This is a genomic window from Acinetobacter populi (assembly GCF_002174125.1).
In the GTDB taxonomy this organism is placed as follows: Bacteria; Pseudomonadota; Gammaproteobacteria; order Pseudomonadales; family Moraxellaceae; genus Acinetobacter; species Acinetobacter populi.
Map to the genome: position 1 here is coordinate 129,926 of NZ_NEXX01000003.1, position 12,729 is coordinate 142,654.

Here is a 12,729-nt window from a genome sequence, read left to right on the forward strand (position 1 = left end):
GCATTATGATCACTGCACATTCAATTCCGGCGTAATAAACAAAATATCGGTAAACCCTTCATCGAGTGTAGGTTGCTCATAAGCATGATAAACATTTCTTAATGCCGCCGTATTGACAATCTCATCTGTAGGCCTTTGTCGATTTCTCTCCAGACATTGTTGCAGTGGTGTCATCAGGCATACTGCAACACATGGAATATCAAATTGTTGAGCATATTGTAAAATTGGCATGCGTTCAGATTTTTTTACCAAAATGGCATCAAAAAAAATACAGTCAGTTTGCACCTGCATTTTATGTTTTACCCAGCTGGTTTTACCCGATCCTTGTGCACCCACCAACAGATAAATACATCGTATGGCGGATGAAGAACTCAGATAATGCTGCAAATCGGCATAGCATTTTTGCCATGCCAGTCGATTACTGGCTTCAGAAAAAATACGTCCCTGAGCTGTTTGCAAATAATGATCGGGATTGATATGAAAATTCATTCTGACCTCAATATTGTATGATGATAAATCTAGCGGTTTCCTTAGACTAACGCATTTAATTCAAAAGTTATATTATAAAAATCAAATGCTTTTAATATCAGCATTGTTCTATTGGAACCCAATTTTATCAGCTTTAATCCATACATTATTGAAAAATTTGCAGTGAACAAATTAAATACTATTGCAAAATTCATAATCAGATATATAATTAACATAGTTAACTATTAATAAGATTAATATTATGCCTACCCTACTTCCATTTCGGTCCGTACTTTTAAAAAGTAGCCGTATTTTTGTAGATAAAATCAATGTTTATCTGCAAACACAAGATTTAAATTATTCTTTATGGCAAGTGCTGGCCACGATTGACAATTTGGCCCCATGCAGTTTGACTGATATTGCCAATGCACTAAATATTTCACAGCCAGCGATCAGTAAACGAATTGTCGATCTGGAAAACAAACAATTGATTGACTATCTTCCTGCAAGTAATCGACGCGAAAAAATCGTTACGCTTAGCCCACAAGGTCTGAAGCATTACCAGACCTGTAAGCAGCAAATTGATTTAATTGAAGCAAAATATAAACAGGATATTGATCCGCAGGCTTTACAACACGCCACCGACGTTCTGGCGCAATTTTTAAATAATTTGCAAAAGGTTGATTCACATGAATAAAAATCGTTTATGGAGCAGAGATTTTATTCTGACCAGTCTGATTAATTTTATGATGGTGCTGGTATTTTATATGCTGGTGGTGGTGATTGCAGGTTATGCAGTGACTGCATTGCATGCCTCCAAAGCAGAAGCTGGATTGATTTCTGGCTTGTTTATTGTTGGAACCCTGATTGGTCGATTTATGATTGGTCAGTTTACCAATATTCTCGGTAGACAAAAAACCTTATGGCTAGGATTAACCGGCTTCTGTATCAGTGCTGGACTGTATTTTATTGCCACTTCTAGCGATTTTTTATTGGCTGTACGTTTTATCCACGGATTTAGTTATGGTTTGGCAAGCTCTATTCTCGGGGCAATCATCGCACAAATCATTCCCGTGACTCGCCGTGGTGAAGGTATTGGTTATTATAGTTTAAGTAGTACTGTCGGCACCGCAGTTGGACCATTACTTGGTATTTATTTGACTTTACATGCATCCTATCTGTGGATTTTTAGTCTTAGTATGATCATTGCTTTACTATGTCTTGGCATCAGCTTCCTGATTAAAATTCCTGCTTTACCAGAGAGAAACCTGAGCCTAGACGAAGAGGTCAAAAAAACCTCCTTGCTACAAAATTTTGTTGAAATCAAAGCTGTGCCAATTGCAATCGTGGTCTTTATTGCCTCTATCTGCTATTCCAGTGTACTGTCTTTTATCAACTTTTATGCACAGGAATTACAACTGGAACAATCTGCGGCATTATTTTTTCTGGTTTACTCCATCGCCATTCTCGCCTCGCGCCCATTTACCGGAAAATTGATGGATCAAAAAGGTGAAAATGTCGTGATGTATCCAGCACTCTTTATTCTGGCACTGGCATTATTGCTATTGAGTGTTGTACAACAAGGCTCATTGTTGCTAATCTGTGGTGCATTATTGGGATTAGGCTTTGGCAATATGCAGTCGATTGCACAAGCAATTGCTGTGAAAAGCACATCACTGGAACGAATGGAACTGGCTACCTCAACATTCTTTATTGCACTGGATGCGGGTTTAGGCTTTGGGCCTTTTATTCTAGGTTTTGTCCTTAATCATATTAGCTATGCACAAATGTATTTTTATAGTGCATGGATTGCGCTGGCCTGTATTGCCTTATATTTTGTCCTACATGGCCGCCATGCTCGAGTAAAAGCCATAACAATATAATCAAAAGTCATTCAAAAAAATCCGATGTATAGCATGTCCTATACATCGGCTGGAAAGTTAAACAATTGATTAAAATAAGTTAAAAATTAAAGCTGAATAATATTAAGCTAGCAATAATTTCACCCGAATTACCCACTATACATTCATCTAGTAGATGCCCTGTGCCAGCATGGCATCGGCAACTTTGACAAATCCTGCAATATTCGCACCATCTACATAATTGATTGTGCCATCTTGCTGCTTACCATAGTACACACAGTTGGCATGAATATTCTTCATGATGGCATGTAACCGCTCATCCACTTCCCCATGTGTCCAACCAACGCGCATGGCATTTTGCGACATTTCCAGACCAGAAGTTGCCACTCCTCCAGCATTGGATGCTTTACCTGGTGCATACAGAACTTTTGCGGCAATAAACTTCTCTACCGCCTCAAGTGTAGATGGCATATTGGCGCCCTCTGCAATACAGAGCACACCATTTTTAATTAGAGCTGCTGCATCATCACCATTTAACTCATTCTGGGTCGCACAAGGCAAGGCAATATCCACAGGAATATGCCACGGTGTTTTTCCTTCAAAATATTCAAATCCATGTTTGGATGCAAACTCAGAAATACGTCCACGTTTTACATTTTTCAGTTCCATCACTTCGGCAAGCAACTCTTCACTAAAACCATCTTTTAAATACACTGTGCCATTGGAATCAGATAAGGTAACGACTTTTGCCCCTAAAAATAAGGCTTTTTCGGCGGCATACTGTGCCACATTACCCGAACCAGAAACTGCAACAGTTTTTCCGCTAAAGCTTTCACCACGTGTCTTTAACATTTCTTCAGCAAAATAAACGGTACCAAATCCAGTGGCTTCTGGACGCATTAAACTACCACCAAAGGACAAGCCCTTACCTGTAAACACGCTGGAGGTATCATTACTGAGTTTCTTCATCATCCCAGCCATATAACCTACTTCACGGCCGCCAACACCAATATCTCCGGCAGGAATATCGGTATCTGAGCCAAGATGGCGATAAAGCTCAAGCATCAATGCCTGACAAAAACGCATAATTTCGCCATCAGACTTGCCTTTGGGATCAAAATCCGAACCACCTTTACCCCCACCCATCGGCAGTGTGGTTAATGCATTTTTAAAGGTTTGTTCAAAACCCAAAAACTTTAAAATCGATAAATTTACCGATGGATGAAAACGCATCCCCCCTTTAAACGGGCCAATCGCCGAATTAAACTGAATCCGAAATGCACGATTAACCTGGGTTTGGCCTTGATCATCCACCCATGCCACACGAAATTGGATTACTCGCTCTGGTTCAACCAGACGCTCAAGAATACCTTGTGCTGCATATTGCGGATTTTTTTCAATAAAAGGCCATAAGCTCATCATCACCTCTTCTACCGCCTGTAGAAACTCCGGTTGATGTTGATCACGAGATTTGACATAGCTTAAAAAATCACCCAGATTGTTATATTTCAATGCACGACCCTCAATTGTAAGTGATTACAAATAGTGCATTTTTATGCACCAAAGTTAATTTTGCACTTATTTAATACTTATTTTTCTTAATTCACAATATTTTTTATCGATATAATTTTTTTATATATAAAATACAGCATTTTATATAGTTAATACTGAATATTTCAAAAATGAATGATTTGCATTATTTTAGTGCAAAATAAAAAATATCTATTTTTTCAATATATTATAAATATCATCTTTTTTATCAACTCAAGATTTTTTTAATTTTCACATTTAATTTGCACCATTTTTCAGCAGATATGATGTATTTGCTATTTCAACATTCACATCATGCTTTCTCCCCAGAGTCTACAATTTTTTGTTATACTCAAACTTATTTCCCGTTCTACCGATATATTTCCTTGCATCAGCCTATGTCTTCGCCACTGCAATCTCTCGTTGTGCAAATTGATCAACTTTTACCGCAAACCCAATGTGGCTTATGTGGTCATGCTGCTGGCTGTTTGCCCTATGCACAATCCATTGCCGAGGGTGAAAGTGCCAATAAATGTGTTCCCGGTGGACAACCCGTCGCCGATGCTTTAGCCCAACTGTTAAATCGGGAAAATTTGACTGCCGAACCAAGTGTATGGGACATTGCAACAGATGGTCGACCGCAGCGCATTAAAGCAGTCATTCGTGAAGACGAGTGTATTGGCTGTACCAAATGTATTGCTGCCTGCCCTGTCGATGCCATTATCGGTAGTGGTAAAATGATGCACAGTATTTTGACAGATTTATGTACAGGCTGTGAGTTGTGCCTTGCACCTTGTCCAGTCGATTGTATTGATCTGGTTGCAGATACCTCGCCATTACCGAGCGAAGCAGAACGGATCGTACAACAAAATGATTTGCGTGAACGCTATAAAGCACATTTACTCCGCGAACAAACTCGGCGCAATCTGCGTACCCATGCCAGCCCAATTACGCAAGCAAGTGCATCGACGGAACAGTTACAAGCCATTATTGGTGAAAACATTGCGCTTGCGCCACAAACAAAACCTGTCCATAAACAGGATGCACAAACCACCATTGAATTGGCAAAAATTCGCACGCAAATCAAAAAATTACAAAAACAGTTATCGTTACGCAATGACCAGAATAAAACTCAACAGCTGGATGATCTGGAACGACGTTTGGCAGAATTAATGGATGCTTAAATCATGACTAAAGCACAATCTTCCAGTAAAGCGATGACCAAGGCGCAAATTCAGATTTTTTTTGAACGATTACGCGAACAACGTCCGCATCCACAAACTGAACTGAATTATGGTAGTCCTTTTCAACTCCTGATTGCTGTACTACTTTCCGCACAGGCAACGGATGTCAGTGTCAACAAGGCGACCACACAGCTTTTTATCGATGCACCAGATGCACAGCATATGTATGATCTGGGCGTGGAAAAACTTAAAAATTATATTAAAACTATTGGCTTATATAATGCCAAAGCAGAAAATGTAATTAAAACCTGTAAAATTCTACTGGAGCGTTTTCATGGTGAAGTGCCCCAAACCCGAGAAGAACTGGAATCATTACCAGGTGTAGGTCGTAAAACTGCCAATGTAGTTTTAAACACGGCTTTTGGACAAGCCACTATGGCAGTAGATACCCATATTTTTCGGGTAGGTAATCGTACAGGACTGGCCAAAGGTAAAGATGTCCTCGAAGTAGAACAACGCCTATTAAAAGTGATTCCCAAAGAATTTATTCATGATGCACATCACTGGCTGATTTTACATGGGCGTTATTGCTGTACTGCACGCAAACCCAAATGTGGTGAATGTGTGGTATCCGATGTCTGTAACTGGAAAGAACGCTTCGCCTATGGGGCAGAAATTCCACACTTGCAACAACCACAATTAGAATCTTGATCACTGGGTCATTCATATCTCAAATGTTTTGAAGATTTCTGCACAATTTTATCAACTTGTTAATATTGTGATCTATGATCAAATCAACATTAAATGCTATGATCATCTTCTGCCTGTAAGATTTGAGTAACTTGCCCATGCCAACATCAAATTCCCTGAAACGAAATATTTATGCCCTGGAAGAACATCCTTTTGCACAATATGTTCGTATTTTGGGTAAGGGCAAAACGGGTAGCCGCTCACTGAGTTATGAAGAAGCCTATCAGGGCTTTTCAATGATTTTAAAAGGTGAAGCACTGGATCTGCAAATTGGTGCATTTTTAATGCTGCTGCGCGTCAAGGAAGAGTCTGTCGATGAATTAACAGGATTTGTAAAAGCTAGCAAGGATATGTTGAATCTACCAGCTTTACCTTTCGATGTTGATCTGGATTGGTCGAGCTATGCGGGCAAACGCAAACATTATCCGTGGTTCTTATTGTCTGCCCTGACACTTGCACAGCATGGTTATAAAGTGGTGATGCATGGTGTAGCAGGTCATACCATTAATCGGCTTTATACCGAAGATGCAGTAAAATATCTGGACTATGCTGTATGCGACAGTATAGAAGATGTCAAAGACCATCTTCATCAACAAAACTTTGCTTTCATTCCACTACAATTACTGTCGCCAAAACTGGCAGAAATGATTCAATTTCGTCAGTTTCTAGGTCTGCGCTCGCCGGTTCATACACTTTGCCGCCTGATTAATCCCTATAATGCAAAAGCCACGTTACAGGCGATTTTTCATCCGGCCTATCGTGCTTCACATCAACAGGCCGCATTTCAACTTGGCTATCAAAATAGTGCGGTGATTAAAGGTGAAGGTGGTGAATTTGAGCGTAATCCAGATGCCAAAACCTTAATTTGCGGCATTAAAAATGGCGAATGCTATGAACTGGAATTACCAAAACTCAATCCGGATCGTTCGGTTGGTGAGGAAAGTTTTGATCTGGAATTTTTTAAACAGGTCTGGCTAGGTCATGCCGAACACGACTATGGTACCCAAGCCATTATTGAAACCCTGGCAATTGCCTTAATGACCATGCAACTTGCAGACGATTATCCACAAGCACAACACAAAGCCTTAGAACTGTGGCAAAACCGGTTTAAATAAAACGAATCGGTTTGACTTCTTCATCATGCTCGGCCGTATGTGAATCGCAATGTTCATCTTCTTCTTTACTGCCACGATCGATATAGCCGGTACGTTCTGTTTCCGGTAAGTTTTTATGCTCCCAAACCAACACTGCCTGCATACAGATTTCGCGTTGTTCCTTGCTTAGTGCCACACCATTGCCCCATTTACCAATTTCAACCGCAGTACGGAGTTTTTCAACAATTTCTGGGGTCAAGGTATTTAACATTTGTTCAATATTCATATGTGCTCCTAATTTTGCTCATCATCTGAAGATTCAAAATCCTGATTCCAGCGTAATTTTGTACGGCATGCCGCATAAAAATCATAACCTGGTGGATGTAATAAGGTCAGTTTAAATGGATGTTTTTTGATATATAACCAGTCGCCCACCTGCAAGCTAACACTATTTTGTCCATCAGCACTGACCATCGGCAAAATCTGATTATCCTGAATGAGTATTTTGATTTCACTTTGTCCACCGACCACAATCGGACGAGATGTTAGAGTATGTGGATGCATCGGCACCAGCACGATCGCATCCATATTAGGATGTACAATCGGGCCACCTCCAGATAGAGCATAGGCAGTCGAGCCTGTCGGTGATGCCACAATCAAGCCATCACTATGCTGCCGATAGACATACAAACCATCAATATTCAGTTCAAAATCAATCATATGAACTGATTTACCCGAATGCAGTACGACATCATTGAGCGCAATATCACGATAAACCGTTTGACCTTGCGAGCGAATTTCAGTTTCCAGTAAAAAGCGCTGGTCAAAAACATAATCGCCATCGAGCACCTGACCCAATTTCAATAGGACATCATTCGGTGAGATATCTGTTAAAAATCCCAAACGACCGCGGTTGACGCCAACCACCGGGACATTATATTTTGCCAAAGCTCTAGCTGCATGCAAAAGTGAACCATCGCCACCTACTACTACAACCAGATCTGTGACTTGTCCCAGTAACGCACGCGTACTGGTTTGAACATTGTTAAACTGGCCTAGCTCGGCAGTTTCATGATCAAATATTGGACGTAAGCCGCGTTCCAGCAAATACTGATAAATTGCCGTAAGCGTTTCAACGACAGAAGATTTTCCAGGACGACCTATTAAACCGATATTCCGAAATGCTCTCGAGAAATGATGTTGCACCCAATTCACTCCCTTGGAATTAGTCTTTAATCATAACACTTTGCGGGTTTTACACCAATTGGCTAAAAGCGCTATTATGATTTTTTCATCAAAAATTCTACAAAAAATCCTGATACTTTAAAAAGTTATTATTTATGTTTAAAGATCATTTATACTTTATTAGCAATTTACAACATAGTTAGCATTGCATATACAGAAATGCTATCGCATTATTTACACACTTTATTTTTGACTTTATGAATTTTATATCAATGCAGAAACAACGTGGTATCGGTCTGGTCAGCTCAATTATTGTCATTATTTTTCTTGTCGTATTTATTGCGCTTGGCATCTATCTGGTTCGGCTCGACAATATTGTACGGGATCGTTTTGAAGGACAACGCTGGGATATTCCCGCCAAAGTCTATGCCCGTCCGCTAGAAATTTATGCGCAGTCTGATGTCTCCCGCCAAGATATTTTAGATGAGTTAAAATTATTAAATTATCAAAGTTCGGATAATTATCATAAACCCGGTACGTTTAATAGTAATAATAGCCAAGTATTTATCCATACTCGTGGCTTTGATTTTGGTGACAATAGCGATCCGGAACGTGTAATTGAAGTCAATTTTGTTCAGGATAAAATTAGTACCATCCGCACCACACAACCATCGAGTACCGGCATCTTGCGTCTTGAACCGATGTTGATCGGTGGTATTTATCCGCAACATAATGAGGACCGAGTACTGGTTAAGCTGGATAAAGTGCCACAACCTTTAATTGATGCACTGATTGCTACAGAAGATCGTAATTTCTACAAGCATTTTGGTATTTCTATTCGTGGTACTGCCCGAGCATTGATGAGCAATGTCACTGGCGGTAAACGTCAAGGTGGTTCTACCCTGACACAGCAATTGGTCAAAAACTTTTATCTAAGTCCGGAAAAAACATATAAACGTAAGGCTAACGAAGCATTAATGGCCTTGTTACTGGAATTGCATTACAACAAAAATGAAATTCTTGAAGCTTATTTAAATGAAGTAAATCTCGGTCAAAATGGCAATTACTCTGTCAACGGCTACGGTCTGGCATCGCAATTTTATTTTGGTCAACCTTTAGGCGAGTTAAATACTGCACAGCTGGCCTTTCTGGTCGGTCTAGTCAATGGTCCTTCTTATTACAACCCGTGGAAAAACCCGGAACGTGCCACAGAACGTCGTGATGTTGTACTCCATAACATGCTGGTGATGGGCAAATTGACGCAGGAACAATATGAAACAGAAAAAGCCCGACCACTGGGTGTCATGAATAAACCGGGGGTAACTGCCGTTCGTTTCCCAGACTTTATGGATATTGTGCGCCGCCAGTTAAAACAGGAATATCAGGAAAATGATTTAACTAATCAAGGCTTACGCATTTTTACAACACTTGATCCGGTCGCACAGACCCGTATTCAGAACAGTTTTGAAAATACTGTGAATCAACTGGTTAAACGCAATCCAAAACAACTGACAGGCTTACAGGGTGCAGTTGTGGTATCACATCCGGAAAATGGTGAAATTATTGCTGCAATTGGCAGTACCGCAAACTTTACCGGATTTAACCGCGTAGTTGATGCCAAACGTCAGGTCGGTTCATTGCTTAAACCTGTGATTTATATGCAGGCATTACAATCCGGTCGCTACAATTGGGCCAGCCCGATTCAGGACACCAGCATCGTGATTAAAGGTGTCGGGGAAAAAGACTGGATTCCAAAGAATTACAGTGGGACAGAACATGGTTTAACCACTTTACAAACTGCACTTGCCAACTCATATAACTTATCGGCTGTTCGTTTGGGTTGGGAAGCCGGCATACCAACATTTACCAATAATTTACGTCGTTTGGGCGTACAATCTGATATTCCAAATTACCCTTCCGCTTTATTGGGTGCAGTCAATTTATCTCCGCTGGAAGTTTTGGGTATTTATCAGAACTTTGCCACTGGCGGGTTTAATTATCCAACTCGCACCATTCGTTCGGTTGTCGATGCCAATGGACAACTCTTACAACGCTATAGTTTGCAGGTACAAAATACCATTGATCCAGCCACTGCCTATCTGATCAATTATGGTTTACAAAAGGTCATGAGTTCTGGTACAGGCCGTGCAGGTTTCAATAGCTTTCCGAATCTGGGTCTGGCCGGAAAATCAGGAACCACCAATGATGCCCGTGATTCATGGTTCGCTGGTTATAGCGGCAACTATCTTACTGTTGTATGGTTAGGTGAAGACAACAATAAACCGATTGGTTTAACAGGTTCATCAGGTGCCTTGCCGGTATGGATCAATGTAATGAAACAGCTTAAAAATACGCCAAACAATATTCCACAACCAAATGATGTACAGTGGCAATGGATTGATAGCACGCAAAATCTGTTGTCTGCACAAGGCTGTGCTGGCGCAATGTATATCCCTATGCTTACCAATACTATTCCACGTCAGGCCACAGCATGCGGTCTATCACATTATCAACTAGAATCAAGCATGCCACAGGAAAGCTATGTTGATGAATTTGGCAATCCAATTCCGCCAACACCATCAGATCAGCACCAAAGTGGTGATGCAATTGAAAACTTTATCCGTGAAAGCGAATCACCAAAACCGGCAGAACAACCCAAACCGCAGGTGATTTCACGTGGTGGCTATACCATTGGGAGTACCAATTAATGAAACACTGTCACTATACATTGCTGCTATGTGCTGCTGCCTTCTTGGTAGGCTGTCAAACCACACCACCAGTTTCAAAATCTTCTGTCCCTATTCCAGAAGATAAAACGCCTGTGGTTCAACAAACACCTGAATCCAGTTCCAAGGTGCAAATCACACCATTGCCAGATCATGGTATCCAGTCCCAATCACAACCCTTACCATCTGCCCCTGTAGCATCAGTACCACCTCGCGTGATTTTACCACCACAAACAACTGCGCCTTCTAACCTAAAAGATGGGCGTGGGATTGCTGCATATCAAAAACTGATGGAAGATTATTTGCAAAGTTTACGCAATAACGATATTGCCAGTGCAGAAAACTATTTGATTCAGGCACAGCGTATCGCACCTCAATCTGCTGATGTTTATCGGGAGCTTGCCCGTCTTGCCAATCTGAAAAAACAAGGTACAAGCGCAGAAGCATTTGCTCGCAAAGGACTCACCTTTGCCCAAAATAATGCCCAGCGCAAGCAACTATGGCAGCAAATTCTGCAATCGGCACAATTACGCAATAATGCAGTCTTAATCCAGCAAGCACAGCAAAATATCGCAAAATATTAGGACGGTATCGAATTGCGGCGATAAAAAAAGCCGCTTTTCTTTATAACAATCCAATATTGTGCATCGTATAAAAAGTCACGCTGTCCAGAAATTAGAAATACCTGCGATACCATAAGCTGCATGCTGCTGTGCAGCAGGTAAATCTTCAATTTGCATACCGCCTAACGCATACACCGGCATCTCGGCTTGTGCTGCAAGATGGTGGAATTGCGGCCAACCCATACCCTGTTGCTCCGGATGGCTTGGTGTTGCCAATACCGGACTTAATAAAATTGCATCACATCCCAATTGATTGGCTTTTACAATATCTTCGGTACAATGACAGGCTGCAATAATATTAATATTCTCAAACTCTGCCAAATCCTGACATTGTGCAAGTTGCTCGCCATTGAAATGAATAGCAAACACCTGTTGTTGTAATGCCTGATCCAAGACAAGATAATCTTGTAAACGTAGAATTAATTTGATCTGTGGCAAATATGTCTGAAGCATCCTAATCAATTTTAGCTCAGGTACACTGCTGGTTCTTAAATAGACTAATTCAATGTTATTTTTTGGCCTACGTTGCTCAATATTTTCCGGACTCACCGCCAGATATCTTGTCCAGTTCAATCGTTTGATAATCACATCATTTGCTGCTGGGAAAGTTAACTGCGACAATTGATCTATATCTACCCATTGCCAATGCTGAAAAGCCTGTTGTCCGGCATCACTTAATCTGCATAGATAAAAATCCAGCTTGACATGACGATCCGGATACTCAAATTGCAAGCGATGAAATAGTTTGACCACAATGATCTCAAGATTCACTTCTTCTTTGATCTCACGAATCACCGCCTGGCGACTATCTTCATGTGCTTCAACTTTCCCTCCGGGAAATTCATAACATCCACCTTGATGCAAACTCTCATCGCGCCAGCCCACCAAAATCTTACCCTGATGCATAATCAAACCAATGGCAACATGAACAACTTTTTGCACCGTTTTAACTCCTACCTACTCATTGTAAAAATATGTAAATCTGCCACGAAAAAATACAAAAAATTTATTGAAAATAATTGACAGATGTATTCGATAATGATTATCATTTAAATCGTTAAGCAAACACCACGGAGCAACGACAATGAACGCACCTTTTACCTTATTTACTCGCAGCAACGAAACTCAGCACAACCTACCAATGCTACATTCTAGCAACCTATTTGCATTGGGTCGTGAAATTCGCATTTTACATGCCGGTGAAGAATACCGTTTACGTTTAACACGTAATAACCGTTTAATTCTAACCAAATAAATTTAACTGTAGCAAAGAATAAAATACAACACGTGGGAAAAATTAATGCGAT

13 protein-coding genes are annotated in these 12,729 nt (G+C 40.6%); 8 read left to right on the forward strand and 5 right to left on the reverse strand.

Annotation, left to right across the window (positions count from 1 at the left end; genetic code table 11):
• Positions 1 to 9 precede the first annotated feature (9 nt).
• A complete protein-coding gene (locus tag CAP51_RS09660) occupies positions 10 to 489 on the reverse strand; it encodes an AAA family ATPase (RefSeq protein WP_087620555.1) in 480 nt (159 codons plus the stop codon).
• 241 nt (positions 490 to 730) lie between these two features.
• On the opposite strand from CAP51_RS09660, the gene CAP51_RS09665 reads away from it, so the two are divergent.
• Entirely contained in the window at positions 731 to 1,165 is a 435-nt protein-coding gene (locus tag CAP51_RS09665; protein ID WP_087620556.1) for a MarR family winged helix-turn-helix transcriptional regulator, read from the forward strand.
• Entirely contained in the window at positions 1,158 to 2,351 is a 1,194-nt protein-coding gene (locus CAP51_RS09670; RefSeq protein WP_087620557.1) for an MFS transporter, read from the forward strand. Before CAP51_RS09665 ends, CAP51_RS09670 begins: the two co-directional genes overlap by 8 nt.
• A gap of 147 nt (positions 2,352 to 2,498) precedes the next feature.
• Here CAP51_RS09670 and gdhA read toward each other — a convergent pair whose 3' ends face one another.
• Positions 2,499 to 3,857, reverse strand: a complete 1,359-nt coding sequence (gene gdhA / locus CAP51_RS09675) for an NADP-specific glutamate dehydrogenase (protein ID WP_245809137.1) — start codon at positions 3,855 to 3,857, stop codon at positions 2,499 to 2,501.
• Between the two features lie 401 nt (positions 3,858 to 4,258).
• Here gdhA and CAP51_RS09680 point away from each other — a divergent pair, with 401 nt between their 5' ends.
• The 3 genes from CAP51_RS09680 (at position 4,259) to CAP51_RS09690 (ending at position 6,909) form a co-directional block, all read left to right on the forward strand.
• The gene (locus CAP51_RS09680; protein WP_087620559.1) at positions 4,259 to 5,044 is read left to right on the forward strand and encodes an RnfABCDGE type electron transport complex subunit B; all 786 of its coding nucleotides are present in this window, start codon (positions 4,259 to 4,261) and stop codon (positions 5,042 to 5,044) included.
• Between the two features lie 33 nt (positions 5,045 to 5,077).
• Positions 5,078 to 5,755, forward strand: coding sequence for an endonuclease III (gene nth, locus CAP51_RS09685; protein WP_087620823.1), 678 nt, complete (start codon positions 5,078 to 5,080; stop codon positions 5,753 to 5,755).
• A 137-nt stretch (positions 5,756 to 5,892) separates the two neighbouring features.
• On the forward strand, positions 5,893 to 6,909 hold the full coding sequence (locus CAP51_RS09690) for a glycosyl transferase family protein (protein WP_087620560.1): 1,017 nt from the start codon (positions 5,893 to 5,895) through the stop codon (positions 6,907 to 6,909).
• Here CAP51_RS09690 and CAP51_RS09695 read toward each other — a convergent pair.
• On the reverse strand, positions 6,902 to 7,174 hold the full coding sequence (locus tag CAP51_RS09695; RefSeq protein ID WP_087620561.1) for a YeaC family protein: 273 nt from the start codon (positions 7,172 to 7,174) through the stop codon (positions 6,902 to 6,904). The two genes, CAP51_RS09690 and CAP51_RS09695, sit on opposite strands and share 8 nt — an antisense overlap.
• 8 nt (positions 7,175 to 7,182) lie before the next feature.
• The gene (locus CAP51_RS09700; RefSeq protein ID WP_087620562.1) at positions 7,183 to 8,094 is read right to left on the reverse strand and encodes an NAD(+) kinase; all 912 of its coding nucleotides are present in this window, start codon (positions 8,092 to 8,094) and stop codon (positions 7,183 to 7,185) included.
• A gap of 251 nt (positions 8,095 to 8,345) precedes the next feature.
• On the opposite strand from CAP51_RS09700, the gene mrcB reads away from it, so the two are divergent.
• Positions 8,346 to 10,781 (forward strand): penicillin-binding protein 1B, encoded by a 2,436-nt coding sequence (gene mrcB, locus CAP51_RS09705; protein WP_087620563.1) that lies wholly within the window; start codon positions 8,346 to 8,348, stop codon positions 10,779 to 10,781.
• Positions 10,781 to 11,383 carry a tetratricopeptide repeat protein gene (locus CAP51_RS09710; RefSeq protein ID WP_087620564.1) on the forward strand — a complete coding sequence of 201 codons (603 nt, stop codon included), beginning with the start codon at positions 10,781 to 10,783 and terminating at the stop codon, positions 11,381 to 11,383. The genes mrcB and CAP51_RS09710 overlap by 1 nt, the downstream gene beginning before the upstream one ends.
• A gap of 75 nt (positions 11,384 to 11,458) precedes the next feature.
• On the opposite strand, the gene CAP51_RS09715 is transcribed toward CAP51_RS09710, so the two are convergent.
• Positions 11,459 to 12,364 carry an NUDIX domain-containing protein gene (locus tag CAP51_RS09715; RefSeq protein WP_087620565.1) on the reverse strand — a complete coding sequence of 302 codons (906 nt, stop codon included), beginning with the start codon at positions 12,362 to 12,364 and terminating at the stop codon, positions 11,459 to 11,461.
• A gap of 142 nt (positions 12,365 to 12,506) precedes the next feature.
• Between CAP51_RS09715 and hemP the strand changes: the two genes are divergently transcribed.
• Positions 12,507 to 12,677: a hemin uptake protein HemP gene (gene hemP, locus CAP51_RS09720; protein ID WP_087620566.1), complete on the forward strand. Its 171-nt coding sequence runs from the start codon at positions 12,507 to 12,509 to the stop codon at positions 12,675 to 12,677.
• The last annotated feature ends 52 nt before the right edge of the window (positions 12,678 to 12,729 follow it).

Coding starts and splice junctions, on each gene's coding strand:
- nth (WP_087620823.1), top strand. CDS start 5,078: ATGACCAAGGCGCAAATTCAGATTTTTTTTGAACGATTACGCGAACAA.
- CAP51_RS09660 (WP_087620555.1), bottom strand. CDS start 489: ATGAATTTTCATATCAATCCCGATCATTATTTGCAAACAGCTCAGGGA.
- CAP51_RS09710 (WP_087620564.1), top strand. CDS start 10,781: ATGAAACACTGTCACTATACATTGCTGCTATGTGCTGCTGCCTTCTTG.
- hemP (WP_087620566.1), top strand. CDS start 12,507: ATGAACGCACCTTTTACCTTATTTACTCGCAGCAACGAAACTCAGCAC.
- CAP51_RS09665 (WP_087620556.1), top strand. CDS start 731: ATGCCTACCCTACTTCCATTTCGGTCCGTACTTTTAAAAAGTAGCCGT.
- CAP51_RS09670 (WP_087620557.1), top strand. CDS start 1,158: ATGAATAAAAATCGTTTATGGAGCAGAGATTTTATTCTGACCAGTCTG.
- CAP51_RS09690 (WP_087620560.1), top strand. CDS start 5,893: ATGCCAACATCAAATTCCCTGAAACGAAATATTTATGCCCTGGAAGAA.
- CAP51_RS09695 (WP_087620561.1), bottom strand. CDS start 7,174: ATGAATATTGAACAAATGTTAAATACCTTGACCCCAGAAATTGTTGAA.
- CAP51_RS09680 (WP_087620559.1), top strand. CDS start 4,259: ATGTCTTCGCCACTGCAATCTCTCGTTGTGCAAATTGATCAACTTTTA.
- mrcB (WP_087620563.1), top strand. CDS start 8,346: ATGCAGAAACAACGTGGTATCGGTCTGGTCAGCTCAATTATTGTCATT.